Below are 19,248 nucleotides of genomic sequence, written 5' to 3'. Positions count from 1 at the left end.
GCAGCCTCTTCGCCTTGTTATTTCGCGGTGGACAAACTTGCCGCCAGTGGATCGATCGCAACCAATTCTCCTGTCGCCACACCACTCAAAATCTCTTGTTCGGTGTCGCTAACGCGTCCTGGTTTAACTTGACGTAAAACGGCTTTGCCTTGAGCATTCACAACATAAACGGCGTACATTTCTGCGCGGCGAAACAGCGCAGAACGCGGCACGTAGAGACGTTTTTCTGCATTGTTCGTCTTATTGATATTGGTGCCATCCAATGGCAAAGCAATACGGGCAAACATGCCAGGTTGCAAGCCTTTGACCTTGGTCGGCAGCTCTAAACGCAACTGCACAGTGTGCGTATTAGCATCAGACAACGGCAATACGGTGACGCTCTTCGGCGTAATAAAGCGCTGCCCAGCCGGCATGGAAGGGATCTCGATGGAAAGATCATTGCTTAATTTTAGATTCGCGACTTTGGTTTGAGGAACCGTAAAAATCGCGCGCAATGAACTTGGATCGTACATAGTCATGATAGAACGACCAGGCATCGCCATCTCCCCCACTGCCGATGGCATCTCTGCCACCACGCCATTATAGGGAGCCGAAATCGTATAAAAACCCGATTGCGTTTGGATCGCATTCGCTTGGGCGATCTGGGAATTGGCTTGTGCTGCTGCCGATTTAAATTGTGCTTGTGCACGATCTAAAGTCGCTTGGCTGATGTAGTTTTTTTCGAATAGTAATTTTTGACGTTCGTAATCTTTTTCCGCTACCGCCAAGTTAGCGCGTGCGGCATCAACTTGTGCTTTGCTGGCCGTGAATTCTTGCTGCGCTGCGCGCGCGTCGAGGCGCACCAGAAGCTGTCCCTGTTTAACAATATCACCCGCCTGAACTGGCAACTGTGTAATCTCTCCCGCCACCTGAGGCGCAATTGCAGTGCTTCGAATCGCTTCGATCACGCCATCCGCACTGATCGTTACATCGCCCTCGGACGCTCGCACTTTCACCGTAGCTAGCGGCGTTGAGCTCTGCGCAGAAGAAGAAAAGGATGCACCTAAGAGGCCATAGGCGGCTAATACAATCATTTGCTTGAGAAAATATTTCGAGTTCATGAAGTATCCAATACGCTAAAAATTGATGATGACGATTAATTTGCATTTGCTTGAATTGAATAATATACTTATTTGCGTAAATGCGCAAATAAGTATTTAAAATTTTTTGAGGGAGCAAATTAGTGAAGATAAAAAAACAAGCTCATCTCCTTGGAGGAGTTTTACCCGAGCAAGCCTTAGTCCAAGTAGCACAGTATTTTGCTGTGTTAGCCGAGCCTAGACGTTTAATGATTTTGAATAAATTAAGTAAAGTCGCGCAAATAAACCAAATAACAAACCAAATAACAAACCAAATAACAAACCAAATAACAAACCAAATAACAAACCTAAGAACTAGCCAAGAACTGGAGAAGCCAGTAGAAGAAAAAAGTGTAGGCGAACTTGCTGCCTATTGTGGGTGTTCACAAGCCAATATCTCACGCCATCTCAGCGCATTAGCGAAACATGGGATAGTCATTCGCGAAAGCAGAGGCACGACTGCTTACTATCGAATCGCAGACGCCTCAATCTATAGTCTATGCAATATAGTTTGCGAGAAAATTTCTAAGCGTCTGCAAAATCAAGCAGATGTTATGGCGTGGCGTGAGGAAACGCCCCAAAAAAACGCCCCATCAAGAGACGGGACTGGAACTTAAAATCTATAACACTTACAGCTAAATTTGCGTTAGCTGCATTAGCGCATAGGAGTATGCTTAGCTCTCAATCACATCAAGCGCGCTGAGATTATGTTGAGACTATTTACTAAGCGCTTTGCTTCGCACTAAGTGCAATTTTTTGTAGCTATCGATCAAACGTTGGTGTCTATCTAAACCTTCGAGTTTCATACTGGTCGGTGTTAAACCGTAGAATCGCACACTGCCATCGACCGAACCGATTGCCGCATCTAAACGCTCATTTCCAAACATGCGTCGGAAATTACGCTCATAGTCGCCGAGTTCTAACTCATCATCCAGCGTTACTTCCAATACCACATTGAGTGCCTGATAAAACAAGCCGCGCTCTACACTATTGTCATTGTATTGCAAGAAGGCTTGCGTCAAGTCTTGTGCATCTTCGATCTGCTCTAAGGCGAGATGAATTAATAGTTTTAATTCCAGTACGGTGAGCTGGCCCCAAACAGTGTTTTCATCAAATTCAATACCAATTAAAGTGGCTATGTCGCTATAGTCATCTAGCTCATTATTTTCTAAACGATCAAGCAATGCTTCTAAAGCGGCATCATCAAGTTGATGTAAATTCAAAATATCGCTACGGAACAATAATGCTTTGTTGGTGTTATCCCAAATCAAATCCTCGACTGGGTACACTTCAGAATAGCCGGGTACGAGAATACGGCAAGCGGTCGCGCCAAGTTGATCGTACACGGCTTGATAGCTTTCTTTCCCCATCTCGGCCAGTATGCCGAACAGCCGTGCCGCTTCTTGCGCATTCGCGTCTTTACCATCGCTAGTAAAATCCCATTCCACAAATTCATAGTCAGCTTTGGCACTGAAAAAGCGCCAAGACACTACACCACTAGAATCAATAAAATGCTCGACAAAATTATTCGGTTCGGTCACTGCATTACTGACAAAGGTCGGTTGCGGCAAATCATTCAAACCTTCAAAACTGCGTCCCTGTAACAACTCCGTTAAGCTACGCTCCAGCGCCACTTCAAAGCTAGGATGCGCACCGAAAGAGGCAAACACACCGCCAGTGCGCGGATTCATCAAGGTCACACACATCACGGGATATTGACCACCGAGCGACGCATCTTTCACTAATACGGGAAAACCTTGCTCTTCTAAACCTTGTATGCCTGCCACGATACTGGGGTATTTGGCTAATACCGCTTGCGGCACTTCAGGCAAACAAATTTCGCCTTCTAAAATTTCGCGTTTAACAGCGCGCTCGAAAATCTCAGATAGGCATTGCACTTGCGCTTCTGCTAGCGTATTGCCCGCGCTCATACCATTGCTGGCAAATAAGTTTTCGACTAGGTTGGATGGAAAGTAAACAGTTTCTCCGTCCGACTGGCGTACAAAAGGCAGTGCGCAGATACCACGTTCGGTGTTGCCGGAATTGGTATCGATAAGATGAGAGGCTCGCAATTCTTTATCTGGATTGTAAATTTCCAAGCTGTATTTATCTAAAATCTCTTTCGGTAGTGCGTCTTTTTTACCCGGCTTGAACCAACGCTCATTCGGATAATGGACAAACTCGGCTTGGGCTATATCTTCGCCCCAAAACGAACCCGCATAAAAATGATTGCAACTAAGCCTTTCTATGTATTCACCTAAGGCAGATGCCAAAGCACTTTCTTTCGTCGCCCCTTTACCATTGGTAAAACACATAGGCGAATGCGCATCACGAATGTGCAAAGACCAAACATTGGGGATGATATTACGCCATGAGGCAATCTCAATTTTGATACCAAGACTTGCCAATAAACCCGACATATTGGCGATAGTTTTTTCTAAAGGTAAGTCTTTACCTAGGATATACGTCGCGGCGTTCTCATCTGGAGTCAAAGTTAGCAGAGCTTGCGCATCGGCGTCTAGGCTCTCCACTTCTTCGATCACGAACTCAGGGCCCTCTTGCACAACTTTTTTAACGGTACAACGCTCAATCGAGCGCAAAATACCTTCGCGGTCTTTGGCGGAAATATCCGCAGGTAATTCAACTTGAATTTTAAAAATCTGTGCGTAACGATTTTCAGGATCAACGATATTATTTTGTGAGAGACGAATATTCTCGGTCGGAATATTGCGGGTATTGCAGTACAACTTCACAAAATAAGCGGCGCACAGTGCCGACGAAGCTAAAAAATAATCAAAAGGTCCCGGTGCTGAACCATCACCTTTGTAACGAATAGGCTGATCCGCGATCACCGTAAAATCATCAAACTTGGCTTCGAGGCGAAGTTTATCGAGAAAATTGACCTTAATTTCCATGAAAGAATTCCAAATAGCGTTAAAAATAAATTGGACGCTATTATCCGTTCTTTTTGACTACACCGCTTAGGATGTTGAGCCGCAGTTGCCTCTTAGTTGATTTTTACAAAAAAGCGTCGCGGATATTTTCGCGCTAGCCATCTAGAATATTTCTGAAAATTTGATGCTTATTTAGGGATTATTGTGACCATCGTCACAGAATTTAAGTGCATTGCAACTTAACATTCATTCACCGAGTTTTTTACTCAATCTATTTAATAATGCTTCAAAAAGGAAATTCACATGTTGGCCGCAATCAAAGATTACAAAGAATGGCGTAGTTATAAAGTTCCAGTTAGACAAGCTATTCGCCTGACTCTACAAAGTAAATTAGCGATACGCGCGAAATGAGCTTAGTTCGTGACAACTAATGACTGAAGAACAAACTCAGTCATTAGTCGGAGTTAGTTGAGCTTAGTTGGATTCAGTTGGAGTTAATTGAACTCAATAAGATTTACGAAAAAAAATCTCATCAATTTCAATTATTTTAATTCGAAATACCCAATAATTTTTGCAATGCTGCGGTATCAACTGCACTTGCCGCAAAATCGTCAAACGCACGATCAGCTGTTGGAATAATATGGCGTTTGATAAACTCGGCACCTTCGCGAGCGCCAGTCTCACTATCTTTTAGACAGCACTCCCACTCCAGCACTGCCCAGCCACTGTAATCGTATTGCGCGAATTTACTAAAAATCGCCGTGAAATCAACCTGTCCATCGCCCACACTACGAAAACGCCCTGCTCTTTCTAACCATGGCGCATAACCGCCATAAACGCCACATCTCCCAGTAGGATTAAACTCAGCATCCTTGACATGGAACATACCAATACGCTCGTGATAGATGTCGATAAAGTCGAGATAATTCAGCTGTTGTAAAACAAAATGACTAGGGTCATACAATATGTGGCAACGCTCATGCTGACCGACCGAATCTAAAAACCTCTCAAAACTCAATCCATCATGTAAATCTTCGCCAGGATGAATTTCGTAACATAAATCGACTCCATTTTCTTGATAGACATCGAGTATAGGTTTCCACCGTTTCGCCAACTCAGCAAAAGCTTGTTCAACTAAGCCATTCGGACGCTGTGGCCATGGATACATGTATGGCCACGCCAATGCACCAGAAAATGTAACACTCGCATTCAAGTTTAAGCGACGTGAGGCTTGCGCAGCGAGCTTGAGCTGTTCAGTTGCCCATAGCGTTCTCGCCGCTGGATTACCATGGAGATATTCAGGTGCAAAGCCGTCGAACAGGCTATCGTAAGCAGGATGCACCGCCAAGCATTGACCTTGCAAATGGGTTGAGAGCTCACTAATAACGAGTCCATGTTCAGCCAATTTGCCGCTCACCTCGTCACAATAGGTTTGACTAAAGGCAGCTTTTTCCAAATCAAAAATATGGCTGACATTACTAGGCATTTGTACGCCAACAAAACCTTTGTCGGCGGCCCATTGCGCTAAGCCTTCTAGTGTATTAAATGGCGCTTCTCCTCGAATAAACTGCGCGAGGAACACCGCAGGACCTTTGATGGTTTTCATAGATATAATCCCATTTGTATGTGTTTTTAGTTTTAGTTTTAGTTTTTAGTCGTCTTTGATGCGGCATTGATGCAGCATTAATTAAGCTCAAAGGTTTAAGGCAGATTAGCTTTTAATTCTGTCCACACCGTATCTTTTGTAGACGATGCAATGCACGCCTCAATAAAACAAAGATCTGAATAAGCAGGCATAGCGCTATGCGCAGTCGCACTATTACCCTCAGCATACGCGCCGAATGGCATTGCAAGGATGTGCGCGAACTCTTTATACAATACGGAAAATGCCTCTAAATACCCTTCAGGATGTCCGGCCGGAATCAAACTCACATCGCGACTAGCTTGACTAATTTGATGACGTGCTCTGCTCAATATTTGAGTCGCCCCATCTAACGTAGAAAAACTCAACTGATTGGGATGCTCCTGACACCAGTCCAATGCCCCCTTATCGCCGAAAATTTGTAGACGCAAATGATTCTCTTTGCCGACCGCTACTTGGCTACTTAATAAAGTACCGCGCGCGCCATTGGCATAGCGCATCAGCACCTGTGCATGATCATCCAACACTCGCCCTGGCACAAAGGAGTGTAAGTCTGCTGCAATTTTGGTGGGCGTCATACCAGAAACAAAATGCGCTAAATTGAAGGCATGCACACCAATATCGCCGAGGCAGCCTGCCGCTCCTGCTTGCTTAGGATCGGTACGCCAACTTGCTTGCTTTTGCCCTGATTGTTCCAATGCGGTCGCCAGCCAATCCTGACTGTACTCCACTTGAATGATACGGATCTCACCGAGATCGCCACGTCGCACACGCTCACGCGCTTCCCGTATCATCGGATAACCAGTGTAGTTATAAGTGACGAACAAATGCTTGTCCATGCGCTGACTAAGTGCAATCAACTCAGCTGTTTCAGCGCCGGTCATGGTCAATGGTTTATCGCAAATAACGTGGATGCCATACTCCAAAAAACATTTTGCGATTGGGAAGTGCAAATGATTTGGCGTCACAATGACTACCGCCCTTATGCCATCCTGACGCGCCGCTTCGATTCTCGCCATGGTCTGATAATCAGGATAGCCGCGCTCAGCAGGAACCCCAAGCTCTTGCGCGCTAGCGGCGGCGCGCTGGGGATCGGAAGAGAAACAAGCAGCTTCCAGCGAATAGCGGTCACTAATCCGCATCGCAATTCTGTGTACATTGCCTATAAAAGCACCTTGTCCACCACCGACCATACCGATACGAATTCTTTGTTTGGTGTTGTTCATACTATTCGCCGAAGATCGCCCTGAATTTACACATCAATCTATACATCAATCTATAAATCAATTTATACATCGCACAATAAAATAGCGCGCTTCAAAGAGCTTGCTTTTTCTTCCGGCGTGGTGCCTGAAGGCGAAAATTCCTGTGCGACATAACCTTGAAAACCGGTGGCATGAATCGCCTTCATAATGGCGCGATAATTGAGCTCTTGTCCTTCGGTAATTTCACCTCGACCTGGCACTCCACCTGTGTGGTAATGGCCGATGTAAGGTGCACATTTACGCAAGCGACGGATAATGTCTCCCTCATTAATTTGCACATGATAGATATCAAATAACATCTTCATATTCGGCGAATCAATCTGTTTGCATAACTCAAATGCCCAGTCACTACTGTCTGCCATATAGTCGATGTGATCGACACGGCTATTGAGTATTTCCATATGCAAAGTGACGCCGTACTTTTCTGCATGAGACATGATTTTTTTGAGTCCATCAACACAGTTTTTCAGACCCACTTCGTTATCCATGCCGCGTCGATTGCCAGTGAAACAAATCAGATTTTTATAACCTGCTTTAGAGACTAGCTCTATATGTTCGAGGTAGTTTTTGATCAGCGTCGGATGATATTGCGTATCATTCCAGCCATTCTTCAAATTAATCTCTGCACCATTGCACATGGACGAATCAATGCCGTGCGCTTTTAAGATGGGCCATTCTTTCGGGCCAATTAAGTCCACCGCAGAAAAACCTATCGTCTTAGCTAAACCACAAACCTCGGGTAAGCTCAAATGCGAAAACGTCCAACGACAAACCGAATGATGGATATTGCCTTTTAAAGGGCCAGATGCTTGCGCCATCGCCAGATTAAAGGCGCTTGGTGTCAACATCGCGATAGCGCCTAATGACAATTGTTTTAACATGCTGCGGCGATCTAATTGCGTCATGGTTTTCCTTTTTTTATTTAAAGCAAATATGGCATTGTCGTATCGCCTTCCCCTTCAAGGAGAAGGTCGAAATGGGGATGGGCTAATTATGCAATCAACCCCAAGCACGTTGTCCTTTGATATAAGGCACATTGCCATCGTAACGACCTGGCACTGCCACATATCTTAAAGTCTTTGTCGTTCCCGTTTCTGAGGTAAAGAACCCAAGCAAAGTTAACTGCTTCACCATAGTGTAAAAATGCTTAGGTAGATTCTCGAATTCTTTTTGCAAAGCAAAGTTATTGTCTTTGTTCTCGGTTTCTAAAGCGTGGCGTCGCTCCTTATCGCGTTCAGATTGGCCTGCATTAAAAGTCTTCGCTTCTTTTTCCATACCAACTAACATTTCATGCCTTTGCTTGGCATTCATGCTAAAGAAACTTTTTTGATACTGCACCAAACATAAGCTGGGAAATTTATTCAATCCATCAATAAATGCCTCTTGTTGCGCCACGGTGTAACAATCACGCACCATGATTTCCATAAAGCGACCCACTTTGGCGGCCTTAGCACCAGGTGTGTCGGTCTTAGGGATAATGGTTTCGGCTATTTCATCTAGCAAATTGATATCTCGTGCAGTAAAACGGATATTGCTGCGATTTGCGGTTGTTGAGGTAGATAGGCTCGCTTCAGCGTTTAGGGCGAATGCTTCGCCACCCATTACGGCCACACCTGTCATGGCCGCAACCATTTGTAAGAGTTCTCTTCGATTCATTTTTTTTATCCTCTTAGATGTCTTATAGATTGCCGCGTTTTAATTCATTCACAGCAAAGTCAGCGGCGCGCGCTGTCAATGCCATATAGGTCAGAGAAGGATTGACGCAAGAACTTGAAGTCATGCAGGCGCCGTCGGTGACAAACACATTTGGCGCATCCCACACTTGATTATTGCCATTTAAAACTGAGGACTTAGGATCGCGCCCCATCCGTGCTGTACCCATTTCATGTATACCTGATCCAACGGCATAGCCATTGTCGTAGGTGTACACATTCTTCAAACCGGCTGCAGTTAGCATTTCTTTGGCATCGTTCACCATATCAATGCGCATGCGTTTTTCATTTTCTTTCAACTCAACATCCATCGCCAAAACGGGTAAGCCCCACTTATCTTTCTTGGTGCGGTCTAGACTGATTTTATTAGAATGATCTGGCAGCATTTCGCCGAAAGCAGTCATGTTGAAGCCCCAGTTTTCAGACGGTACGCTCATCGCTTCTTTGAGCTCTTTGCCTATCGTAAATTCGGCAATTTCAACACCACGCCCGCGCCCTGCCCCGCCCTGATAACCAAAGCCACGCAGATAATCACGTTTGTCGTCATACACATTGCGGAAACGCGGGACATAAATGCCCGTCGGACGTCGTCCAAAATCATACTTATCACTAAATCCTTCGACCGTACCGCCCGCCCCCAATTTGAAATGGTGATCCATCACATTGTGACCAAGCTCACCACTGCTGCTGCCTAAACCACCTTCCCACACATCAGTCGCCGAATTCATCAACACCCACGTAGAGTTAAATGAAGAGGCGCAAACAAAGACAATTTTTGATTTAAATTCATAGGTCTGATTAGTCTCTGCATCTAAGACTTCAACCCCGCGCGCTCGCTTGGTGTTTTTATCGTAAAGAATCTGGGTGACGATAGAAAATGGACGCAGTGTCAAGCGCTTGGTCGCCATTGCAGCAGGTAAAGTCGACGATTGCGTACTGAAATAACCGCCAAATGGACAACCGCGCCAACACTTATTGCGATACTGACAGTTGACCCTGTCTTGTAACGGTTCAGTAAGATTAGCGGAACGACCGATGATCAAATGACGTTGGCCTTTATAGATTTCTTCCAAACGTTTCTTGACATGTTTTTCAGCGCAATTTAATTCCATCGCGGGCATGAAATGGCCATCAGGCAAAACATCCAAACCATCTTTGCTACCTTGTATGCCTGCGAATTTTTCGACATAGCTATACCAAGGGGCGATGTCGTCATAACGTATCGGCCAATCTACAGCGATGCCTTCTTTAGCATTCGCTTCAAAATCCCAGCGATTAAATCTATAACTTTGACGGCCCCACATCAGCGAACGACCACCTACATGATAACCACGGAACCAGTCGAATCGTTTCACCTCGGTATACGGACTTTCACTATCTTTTGCCCACAAATCAAGTACAGTTTCGTTGAGCGGATAGTCACGTTTCAAAACAGGATAGTCTTCTATCATTTGCTGTGTGCGACCACCGCGATGAGGGAATTCCCAATTCTCTTTCATGGCGTTGACATAGCCTTTGACGTGCTCAATGTTGCGCCCTCGCTCTAACAACAGCACCTTCAAACCTTTTTCGGTCAATTCTTTGGCTGCCCAACCACCGCTTATGCCTGAGCCAATTACGATCGCATCATAAAAATTGTCGTCCATATTTTTCTTCTTAAGAGTTGTTTTTAAGTTTTTTGGTAGTGCCGTACATTCAGCACATCTCGCATATCAATTCAATGACAGCGAACGAATTTTGATGTTTCTAAAACTGACCGCATCACCGTGGTCTTGTAATCCGATTCGACCTTTTTTCGTTTCGCCAAAACCCGGCATGCTGCCGAATTTACTTTGCTTAACCAAGGCCTTCCAATCATCCGTCCATAAACGGGTATTCACGATATGCCGACCATTCAGATAAAAATTCAATTCGCCGTGATCGCTCACAATATCGACCAAGTTCCATTGCCCAGGTGCCAGTGCGGCGGCCTGAGTAGCTGCAATCAAATCATACAAATCGCCAGCGCGATGTTTGAAAATTTTTCCATCGGCGTGTCCATCGTTATCTAAAACTTGCATTTCCAAGCCGGTGTTCCATGCATAAGGATATTGTTTCGCATCTTCATTGACGTATAAGAAAATGCCGCTATTGCCGTTCTTTTGTAGTTTCCATTCCAATTGCAAATGGAAATTATCAAATTGCTCGTCAGTGACTATGTCGCCCCCACCCGAAGTTTGCCAGCCGTCTTTTTTACTGACGTCTAATTGCAATTCACCCTGATAAATTTTCCATGCGCTGCCGATGCTGGACTTGCCATAGGCGTGCCAACCTTGAGTGCTTTTACCGTCAAACAAAAGCTTCCAACCATTCGCTTGTTCGCTAGGTGTTAAGGCATTGAGCGGCCGGCTCGTGCCCGCTTTTCTCACTGCAATGACCGCCTGCAGTCCACGCAAAGATTGCTCTACACTTTGCATAGGACTGAGCCCATTCGGATATTCTTCCTGCTCGACCACGATCCATTCGGTGCCGCCCACTTGTACATTCGCCTGATACAAAGCATCCCAATCAATATTGTCTTGGCCTATGATGGTCGTATAAGATTTGCCGCTTTCTTGGCTCAGTGGTTTTAAGGGTAATTTACTCTTGTAATGCGTGGTTAGCGTTCGACCTGGATAGCGCTTCACGAACAACACGGGATCTTTGCCCGCATAGCTAGTCCAGCCCACGTCTTGCTGCAAGATGACATCATGCGGCGTATTTTGCGCGATCGCATCCCAATAAGTTTTTCCCTCATAGGCATTCATTTCTACACTGTGATTATGAAATCCAATTTGCATACCAAATGGTTTTAACTGCTTAGACAGCGCACTTAAATCTTGTGCCAACAATTTGACGCCAACGGGATCGCCAGCACGCGAGTCACTTGGCACGATCAACTTATTACATCCAATATCTTGATAAAACTTGACGACTTTAGCGAAGTTATCTGGATTCAACTGCGCAATCGCAACATGCGCACCCGATACTTTCAACCCCGTTTTATCTAAGAATCGTTTTAGCCCCGGCGCATCGTCTTTGTAAAGGCCAAAATTACCAGCGAACTCTACACCTTGAAATCCCATCGCTGCAATTTTTTTCAAGGTGCCTTCAAAGTCTTTACTAACATCATCTTTGACCGACCATAATTGCACGCTCAATTGGGGGACCTGATTTGACTGAATTCCAGATTGAGTTGCGGATTGACTGACTTGCTTGGCTTGAGCAAGACTTGGGCCTAATAGGCTAAAACTCAACAACATACCAGCTCCCAAGTAGCTAATTTTACGAAACGTTTTTTTCAATTTTTGTCTCCGACTGATGGTCTATTTTCGGGTTTATTTTTGTGTCTATTTTTTTGGTTTAGATGCTTAATGCTCTGTTAATGGCCTGCATTAACCCGCTTTGGCTTGTTCGGCCACTAAAGAGAATTGCCGTGGCGTCATCCCAATTACCGAGCGAAACTCTTTAGTAAAATAACTCTGATCGCAAAAGCCCGTTTCAGAAAATGCCTTCTTAATGCCATAGCCTGTCGCTAACAACTTGCAGGCTTGATGTATGCGTAAATGCTTGAGGTATTGCATTGGGGTTTGCGAAAAATGTTTTTTGAATTTACGTTCAAAGGTGCTTAAAGACATGCAAGCCAGTTCTGCCAAGTCGGCGATATTGACGTCATTCATATACTCGCGTTGCATGTATTCGATACTCGATTTAAACACTTGAAATGGTTCAATGATATTTTGTGAACGCTCGGCATCCCGACTAAACCCCTCGACACCAACGATGGCACCTTTACGATTTCTGATCGGCGTTTTGGTGGTAAATAGCCAAAATAGTTTTCCATTGACACCCACTACCACTTCAAACTTATCTTTCACCACCAGCTCTCCAGCCATCACCGCCAAGTCATCGTCACGAATACGACTCGCAACATCGTGACTCAGAAAATCAAAGTCGGTCTTGCCAATGACATCTTCTGCGCTTTCTAAATTAAATTTTTCTTGCAAGAGTTTATTGGCGCAAACGAATTGCCCATCGCAATTTTTTGCAAAATAAAAAGTATCAGAAAGTAGATCGAAGATCGCATACGGTGACGATATGCCGTGCTTCGTATAAAAATTCTTTACATCAATTGCGGTCATTGGATATCAGGTTCCGAGGTGAATCAGCGGTTAACTGCTTAGTGCGGATTGAGCAGCCATTTTTTTATTTTGACTACGATCATGTAACCAAATCGCCGCGAAGATCGGTAATAAAATCAGTGGCACCAATGCGATAGCTTGAAAAGATTCCCGAGAAGCGATTTGTATTACTTGCGTAGATTGCTCTGCTGACAAAGTCGCCAATTTATCAGCGCCACCTGCCGCAAGATTTTTAGCATCATCAAAAATTTTGCCAAGCGCTGGCAATAAAAACTGTATCGCCATGCCACCTGTAAAACCCATTAAGCCCATCGCTAGCGCACCACCACGTACGAACCGTTCCGAGACTACCGCCAACATAGTTGGCCACATAAAGCACACACCAGCACCCCAAATCGTCGCTGCGAGAACTGCCGTAACCGGACTATTAGCACGACTAAGCGCAAACAAACCTATCGCCGCCAATAAACTACTCACCCACAACAAACCTATGCTCGACAAGCGATGGGCAATCGGCCCTGCAAAATGACGCATGACAAACATGAGTGTGCTGACATAAATCAGAATAAAGATACCGCTCATTCCGACTGTGTGACTTAGCGTCAGATCGACCCACTGACCTGGAGCCAGCTCGCTAGAGGTAGTTAGCCACATGCAGCACAAGAAGATAAGGAATTGTGGTCGACGATATAGTTCGCGACACATATCGGCATAGGAGACGCCTTGCGCGACCCGTTCTGTGACGGGAAAAACCTGACCACGCACCAACATAATGATGGCAAAGGCTGGCAAGCACAGAACGACTAAATTAGTTTGCCATGGCAAACCAAAAGTCTTAACAGCGATACTGAATAAGCCACCGAACACGATACCTGCTGGCCACCATGCGTGCAAAATATTTAGCCTTTTGATTTTATTCTCGGGATCGATACTGACCACTAGCGGATTGACGGCACCTTCGACACCGCCCCACCCCAATCCTGTCAACATTAAACCAATTAAGACTATGGTGTAGCTACTCGCATCAACCGGACGGATAGACGCCCACAATACCAATAAACTCCCGAGCAAATTACTTAATGCAGAGAAGATTAAGATACGTTTTGATCCTAAGATATCAACCAAGGAACTACCGATAAGTAGTGTGAAAGCAAAACCGAGAAAGGTCATGCCTAATGCCTGCCCTACCATGGTTGCTGATTGTGCGGCATCAATCACATTAAAAATCTTCACGCGCAAATCATCGGCAATGGCAGCGCGCACCGCGAAGCCTAAACCTATCGTGAAAATCGCTAGGTTCGAAGTGAACAATAAGCGCGCACTAAAACTATTCTTTGTCTCCATCTGCTTTCCTTTTTTAATTTACTGGAAATGCTTTATCGATTTTTTATCTTTCGTACCGAGCTAGTTAGAATTAAAGAGTCTCAACAAATTTATGGAATGAGACTACATAAATCAGCGTCAGTTCCTTTGTCGCCGATTTTGCAACAGCTTACTTTTAGCACGATGTCGCAAACATAGTAGCAAGCAAAATAAGGAATCACTATGGATAAATCCGCAAAAAATATAACAAATTCGGCAAAGAGGTATTTTTCATCAAACCAACCAACTGGCAACTAGTAATATTTACTCCAAGCTTACCTCAAGCTTTTTCAGCGACTGCAGCCTCACTATTCGTTGCCACACTAAACAATGAATACGATAACTAAACACGCGTATTTATTGTGCGATGCGATATTTTTATTTGAAAACTCTCAGTACCAGCCCAAATAAATAGGGTGCATCGCGCACCCTATCGTCCACTATTACACCCTAGCCATGAGATTAAATTAGCTTATTAGCGTGCTGATTTTTTAATCACATTTTCACTTCCATCACTCGACCATTTTTACGGCTACTCTCTGCCATAAATCCCATGATGTGACTTTCAATAGATTCATCGATAGTTGAGGTTAAGAGCGCTGAATTTTGTTGAGCAACTGCTTGTACAAAGTCCTTAACTAACAACCAATCTCCACCGCCGTGACCACTATTTTTGTAGCCAGCGACATCCTCAGCATCAGGCACAAATTTAGTCTCTTTCTTAGTTCTAAAATCATGCACCACTAGCTCATTCATATCACCAACCATATCTCCCATCGAGCCCATGACTCGAGTACGTCTGCCGTGATAAGCGGTAAATGCCTCCATAGAAAAACTGGCTGTGACGTTATCGCTGAATTGTATGCTCGACACATAGTGATCAGGTTGGTCGTTATCCATGCGGTAGACACAACGACCATAATCGCTAGTTTTGAGCTTCTCACGTGCCGCGAGCTTCCGATCTAGCACGTTATCGGGAATATCTAAAACGTGGGATCTACCGACGACATCCACATATTCTTTAATGGCCGAATATGGACATGTGCGCTCTACCGGACAGCCATCCGTACAACGTGCGGTACTCCCTTGCGGTGCATTTTCGCGGCGGAACCATTTCAAGTTCCCCATGGCGACAATTTTTTCCGCTTTCTTATTAATAACCCACTTCATGATGTCAAGATCATGACAGGACTTCGCAAGAATAATGGGCGTGGTCTGTTTGGAGTTGTGCCAATTCCCGCGCACGTAGGAATGTGCCATGTGAGTATGTTCGATGGGTTCAAGATGTTGCATGCTAATCACTTCACCGATAGCACCTTTGGCAATTAGCTCTTTCATTTTGACAAAATACGGCGCGTATCTCAGCACATGACAGACTGCGACTATGCGTCCCGTTTTCTTTGCCAAAGCAAGAATGTTTCTGCACTCTCTCTCGGTCGGTGCAATCGGCTTTTCCAATAACACGTCATATCCGAGACGTAAGGCTTGCATACAAGGTTCGTAGTGAAGATTGTCCGGCATAGAGATGATTACCGCATCTGCCATCTTCGGCTTCTTGAATACATCTTCCCAAGTATTGAAGCGATTTTCTGCCTGAATATTGTGCTTCTTGGCATATCTTTCATTGCGAAATGGCACGGGCTCCGCCACTCCGATCACCTTCAGTTGTTCCGGAAATTGTGATGCGTAATCACCATACACATTACCCCGACTGCCAGCACCGCAGGTAATCACCGTCACCGGTTTTGATAAAGCTTGGTGAGTGGAATTTTCTCCGATCCGATAACTATAGGCGTTTTCTCCCACGCGCGCTAACACATCCGTTGTGACGATGCCTGCACCTAAACTTAAGCTGAGGGTTTTAAGTAAATTTCTGCGATCCATAAGGTTCACCTTTTATTTTGAAATCGTTATTAATTCATTTCTTATGTCGGTTTTATTAGTCAGCACAACTACAAATGTCAGCGACTCAAATGACTAGTCGCTGACTGACGTTAAGCTAATTTAATCTAAAATATATTACGAAAATATTTACTTTAACAAGTGCATAGTAACACTTAGTTTTTTCCTGTTTTTGGTTGAAAATCCGCAAAATTTAAAAGATTTTCGGCGATTAATTGCCAAGGCTGGATAACAGGCATTCCCATCGACGTAGTAATACCGCTATCGTGACAAATGAACTGAAATATAAGCTGTCATTGTCACAGTGCGTCGTGACTCTTCTGTTTTGGAATAGCGCAAATTATTGCTGTATATAAACTACAAAAATTACTATTATTTTGCTATTGAGCACCATTTTTATTACTAAATTACACATTCCTCTGGCGAAACTTTTATAAAGCACTACACTTCATAAACAGTTTCTAAATATGAAAGCTATCGTTTGAGTTCACAATTGTTCACTTGCGATCCATATTTAACTGGTCAGACAATAAGAGTTGAATATATTTCTCAAATATATCTATAAAATATCCTGTAAAATTCATTTACACTAAGAAAATCATGATGAAAATTAAAGATCTCCCTATAGGCCTGCGCCTCGGTTTTGGATTTGGTATCGTCCTGCTCTTAGCTACTCTCTCATCTGCGGTTGGCTTGTGGCGCTTAAACGAAGTGGCAAGCGCTACGCATACAATGATGGAAGAACCGCTCAAAAAAGAACGTATGACTGAAGAGTGGTATCGCATAACGGTGGCGGGCTTAAAACGCACCTTAGCAATTGTTAAAAGTAGTGATGAATCTCTGGCTGATTTTTTTGCGCAAGATGCGAAAGAATCCACTGAGCGTAATAATGAAATCCAAAAATATATGGAAGAACATTACGATACAGCTGAAGAAAAAAAATTGTTGGACAATATCATCTCAGTTCGCAAAGACTATATCGCGACGAGAAACCTAATTAATCAGGCAAAAAAAGAGGGAAATGCCGAGGCTGTTAGTAAAAATTTTGAGAAATTTATGCAGCTATCGGCCGCCTATCAAAAAAGCGAATTGGATTTTCTCGCTTTTCAACAGAAAGAAGTAAATGACTTGAGTCAAGATGTCGATACCATTGCAGCAAATAGCCGTAATTTAATCATCGCGCTGATTACCGGATTTTTGATATTTGGCACTCTGTGTGCGTGGATTATGACGGTCAGTATTACTAAGCCCTTAGGTTTAGCTGTTGACTTCGCTAAACAAGTGGCGTCTGGCGACCTCACTAGCGATATCCAAGTCGATTCTAAGGACGAAACCGGCCAATTGATGGCAGCACTGCAAGAGATGAATCACGAGTTGCAAGTTATCGTAAATAGTGTGCGCGAGAGCACCAATCTGATAGTCACAGCATCGACTGAAATTGCGGCTGGCAATCTCGACTTATCCGCTCGTACCGAAACACAAGCGGGCTCGCTGGAAGAAACCGCCTCGTCCATGGAAGAGCTAACCAGCACGATGCAACACAATACACAGAATGCACGCCAAGCCAATGATATGGTGCATGCGGCGTCGGCCGCTGCGATCAAGGGTGGTAAGGTCGTTTCAGAAGTGGTCGACACCATGGGTTCTATCAGCGCCTCATCCACAAAAATTGTCGATATTATTGCGGTCATCGATGGGATCGCGTTCCAAACCAATATTTTGGCCTTGAATGCCGCAGTTGAAGCGGCCAGAGCGGGTGAACAAGGTCGTGGCTTTGCCGTAGTCGCTTCTGAAGTTCGTAGCTTGGCACAACGCTCAGCCAGTGCGGCTAAGGAAATTAAGTCTTTGATTGATGACTCTGTTAGCAAAGTAAAACAAGGAACCGCACTCGTTGATCAGGCGGGCTTGACCATGACCGAGATTGTCGACCGCGTGAAACACGTAACAGAAATCATGAGTGAAATTAACGATGCCAGCAATGAACAATCGGCAGGCATTGCGCAAATTAATCAAGCGGTAATACAGATGGATAATGTCACGCAACAAAACGCTGCATTGGTTGAAGAAGCGGCCGCCAGTGCACAAAGTTTAAATGATCAAGCTGAAAATTTGTCCAAGCTAGTCAGCGTATTCAAATTAAATTCGCACATCTCATCAAACTACTCAAGCGTTGGCCAACAAAAGCTAAATCAAGGCACTTTGCGGCTAACCAGTTACTAATATTACTCATACTACCAAGCTATTTCTGAGAGAAAAATGAACGAATTGAGTCGCCCCAAATCTTTACCAATGATTTCAGAATCAATACGTCGATCATATTTTTGCTTCGATTCAAGTCGAATAGAAATTTCATGCGCGTAGTATTTTATTTGTTTTGCCTCACGATGATCCTCGGCTATGCCTCGCCTAGTGATGCGGTCATCGTGTTGAGAACTGCTGCGCAAGAATCATCTGAACCCAAGTACATCACCCAATCGAAAACCAGCGAAAATTCAATTGGAGGTATTTGCGTCGATATCTTTAAAAGGATAGAAAAACTCGACCCAGAATTACAAATCATAGGACATCAAAATTGGATGCCACGAGCGCGCATCGATGCGCAGGCGAAAGCAGGCAATATTGATCTTATCTGCGGTCTGCAAAAAATTCCACGCAACACCGCCTTGTATGAACTACTCAACCCGACGCTGTTTTCCGTTGAGTATTTGTTAGCGGTACGTGCCGATGATAATGTCACTGTCGATAATTGGGATGATATTCGGCGACTGGGTGATGATGGCATTATTCTGGCAATCCGAGGTTTTGGTATTGTTGACATAGTACGCGATGTCGGTGGTTTAACAGTGGATGCAGGAGCTACCTCTTCCATCTCAAATTTAAAAAAATTATTAATGGGGAGAGGCCGTTTTTATTGTCATCGCTCACCTGGAATCAAACACGCAATTCGTCAGGCCGGATTACAAGACCAAATTCGATTAATAAACAAACCAATCCACACAGAAAAATTTTTTATGGGTATCAGAAAAGATTTACCCGCGGATCAAGTGAAGAGAGTTAATACAGTCTTGAGTCAAATGGAACAAAATGGTGATTTAAAACGAATTTTTGAAAAATACAAAGAATAAAGTAAGTGCCTGACTAAGTCCCCCTCCCACTCACCACGCCCTGCTCTAATCATTATTCCTGTCTCAAC

The 19,248-nt window shown here is 44.3% G+C and carries 14 protein-coding genes; 3 read left to right on the top strand and 11 right to left on the bottom strand.

The window, feature by feature from the left end:
- Nucleotides 1-17 precede the first annotated feature (17 nt).
- A complete protein-coding gene (locus ACFFJH_RS02295; RefSeq protein WP_390209749.1) occupies nucleotides 18-1,100 on the bottom strand; it encodes an efflux RND transporter periplasmic adaptor subunit in 1,083 nt (360 codons plus the stop codon).
- A gap of 122 nt (nucleotides 1,101-1,222) precedes the next feature.
- Here ACFFJH_RS02295 and ACFFJH_RS02290 point away from each other — a divergent pair, with 122 nt between their 5' ends.
- A complete protein-coding gene (locus ACFFJH_RS02290) occupies nucleotides 1,223-1,735 on the top strand; it encodes an ArsR/SmtB family transcription factor (protein WP_390209748.1) in 513 nt (170 codons plus the stop codon).
- Between the two features lie 99 nt (nucleotides 1,736-1,834).
- Here ACFFJH_RS02290 and ACFFJH_RS02285 read toward each other — a convergent pair whose 3' ends face one another.
- The 10 genes from ACFFJH_RS02285 to ACFFJH_RS02240 form a co-directional block, all read right to left on the bottom strand.
- On the bottom strand, nucleotides 1,835-4,033 hold the full coding sequence (locus ACFFJH_RS02285) for an OsmC domain/YcaO domain-containing protein (protein WP_390209746.1): 2,199 nt from the start codon (nucleotides 4,031-4,033) through the stop codon (nucleotides 1,835-1,837).
- Nucleotides 4,034-4,559: 526 nt separating this feature from the next.
- Entirely contained in the window at nucleotides 4,560-5,618 is a 1,059-nt protein-coding gene (locus ACFFJH_RS02280; protein WP_390209745.1) for a sugar phosphate isomerase/epimerase family protein, read from the bottom strand.
- 95 nt (nucleotides 5,619-5,713) lie between these two features.
- Complete coding sequence (locus ACFFJH_RS02275; RefSeq protein WP_390209743.1) at nucleotides 5,714-6,880, bottom strand: Gfo/Idh/MocA family protein; 1,167 nt, start codon at nucleotides 6,878-6,880, stop codon at nucleotides 5,714-5,716.
- Nucleotides 6,881-6,942: 62 nt separating this feature from the next.
- Nucleotides 6,943-7,824 carry a hydroxypyruvate isomerase family protein gene (locus tag ACFFJH_RS02270; RefSeq protein ID WP_390209741.1) on the bottom strand — a complete coding sequence of 294 codons (882 nt, stop codon included), beginning with the start codon at nucleotides 7,822-7,824 and terminating at the stop codon, nucleotides 6,943-6,945.
- Nucleotides 7,825-7,918: 94 nt separating this feature from the next.
- Nucleotides 7,919-8,575 (bottom strand): gluconate 2-dehydrogenase subunit 3 family protein, encoded by a 657-nt coding sequence (locus ACFFJH_RS02265; protein ID WP_390209739.1) that lies wholly within the window; start codon nucleotides 8,573-8,575, stop codon nucleotides 7,919-7,921.
- 22 nt (nucleotides 8,576-8,597) lie between these two features.
- Nucleotides 8,598-10,277, bottom strand: coding sequence for a GMC oxidoreductase (locus tag ACFFJH_RS02260; protein WP_390209737.1), 1,680 nt, complete (start codon nucleotides 10,275-10,277; stop codon nucleotides 8,598-8,600).
- Between the two features lie 66 nt (nucleotides 10,278-10,343).
- Nucleotides 10,344-11,954 carry a 3-keto-alpha-glucoside-1,2-lyase-like domain-containing protein gene (locus tag ACFFJH_RS02255; protein WP_390209735.1) on the bottom strand — a complete coding sequence of 537 codons (1,611 nt, stop codon included), beginning with the start codon at nucleotides 11,952-11,954 and terminating at the stop codon, nucleotides 10,344-10,346.
- A 90-nt stretch (nucleotides 11,955-12,044) separates the two neighbouring features.
- Nucleotides 12,045-12,791, bottom strand: a complete 747-nt coding sequence (locus ACFFJH_RS02250; protein ID WP_390209733.1) for an AraC family transcriptional regulator — start codon at nucleotides 12,789-12,791, stop codon at nucleotides 12,045-12,047.
- A gap of 30 nt (nucleotides 12,792-12,821) precedes the next feature.
- Nucleotides 12,822-14,135 (bottom strand): MFS transporter, encoded by a 1,314-nt coding sequence (locus ACFFJH_RS02245; RefSeq protein WP_390209732.1) that lies wholly within the window; start codon nucleotides 14,133-14,135, stop codon nucleotides 12,822-12,824.
- A gap of 513 nt (nucleotides 14,136-14,648) precedes the next feature.
- Complete coding sequence (locus tag ACFFJH_RS02240) at nucleotides 14,649-16,037, bottom strand: Gfo/Idh/MocA family protein (protein WP_390209730.1); 1,389 nt, start codon at nucleotides 16,035-16,037, stop codon at nucleotides 14,649-14,651.
- Between the two features lie 618 nt (nucleotides 16,038-16,655).
- Between ACFFJH_RS02240 and ACFFJH_RS02235 the strand changes: the two genes are divergently transcribed.
- Nucleotides 16,656-18,275 carry a methyl-accepting chemotaxis protein gene (locus ACFFJH_RS02235; RefSeq protein ID WP_390209729.1) on the top strand — a complete coding sequence of 540 codons (1,620 nt, stop codon included), beginning with the start codon at nucleotides 16,656-16,658 and terminating at the stop codon, nucleotides 18,273-18,275.
- Between the two features lie 131 nt (nucleotides 18,276-18,406).
- The gene (locus tag ACFFJH_RS02230) at nucleotides 18,407-19,180 is read left to right on the top strand and encodes a substrate-binding periplasmic protein (protein WP_390209728.1); all 774 of its coding nucleotides are present in this window, start codon (nucleotides 18,407-18,409) and stop codon (nucleotides 19,178-19,180) included.
- The last annotated feature ends 68 nt before the right edge of the window (nucleotides 19,181-19,248 follow it).

The organism is Affinundibacterium danionis (genome assembly GCF_042432465.1).
GTDB classification, from domain to species: domain Bacteria; phylum Pseudomonadota; class Gammaproteobacteria; order Burkholderiales; family Burkholderiaceae_D; genus Undibacterium; species Undibacterium danionis.
Note: the sequence above shows the minus strand (reverse complement) of the source record. Positions and strands in the feature narration are given on the sequence as shown.

What these genes read in the sequence shown, in the direction of transcription:
- ACFFJH_RS02245 (WP_390209732.1), bottom strand. Translation starts at nt 14,135, where the DNA reads ATGGAGACAAAGAATAGTTTTAGTGCGCGCTTATTGTTCACTTCGAAC.
- ACFFJH_RS02260 (WP_390209737.1), bottom strand. Translation starts at nt 10,277, where the DNA reads ATGGACGACAATTTTTATGATGCGATCGTAATTGGCTCAGGCATAAGC.
- ACFFJH_RS02275 (WP_390209743.1), bottom strand. Translation starts at nt 6,880, where the DNA reads ATGAACAACACCAAACAAAGAATTCGTATCGGTATGGTCGGTGGTGGA.
- ACFFJH_RS02250 (WP_390209733.1), bottom strand. Translation starts at nt 12,791, where the DNA reads ATGACCGCAATTGATGTAAAGAATTTTTATACGAAGCACGGCATATCG.
- ACFFJH_RS02295 (WP_390209749.1), bottom strand. Translation starts at nt 1,100, where the DNA reads ATGAACTCGAAATATTTTCTCAAGCAAATGATTGTATTAGCCGCCTAT.
- ACFFJH_RS02235 (WP_390209729.1), top strand. Translation starts at nt 16,656, where the DNA reads ATGATGAAAATTAAAGATCTCCCTATAGGCCTGCGCCTCGGTTTTGGA.
- ACFFJH_RS02280 (WP_390209745.1), bottom strand. Translation starts at nt 5,618, where the DNA reads ATGAAAACCATCAAAGGTCCTGCGGTGTTCCTCGCGCAGTTTATTCGA.
- ACFFJH_RS02230 (WP_390209728.1), top strand. Translation starts at nt 18,407, where the DNA reads ATGCGCGTAGTATTTTATTTGTTTTGCCTCACGATGATCCTCGGCTAT.
- ACFFJH_RS02270 (WP_390209741.1), bottom strand. Translation starts at nt 7,824, where the DNA reads ATGACGCAATTAGATCGCCGCAGCATGTTAAAACAATTGTCATTAGGC.
- ACFFJH_RS02265 (WP_390209739.1), bottom strand. Translation starts at nt 8,575, where the DNA reads ATGAATCGAAGAGAACTCTTACAAATGGTTGCGGCCATGACAGGTGTG.
- ACFFJH_RS02285 (WP_390209746.1), bottom strand. Translation starts at nt 4,033, where the DNA reads ATGGAAATTAAGGTCAATTTTCTCGATAAACTTCGCCTCGAAGCCAAG.
- ACFFJH_RS02240 (WP_390209730.1), bottom strand. Translation starts at nt 16,037, where the DNA reads ATGGATCGCAGAAATTTACTTAAAACCCTCAGCTTAAGTTTAGGTGCA.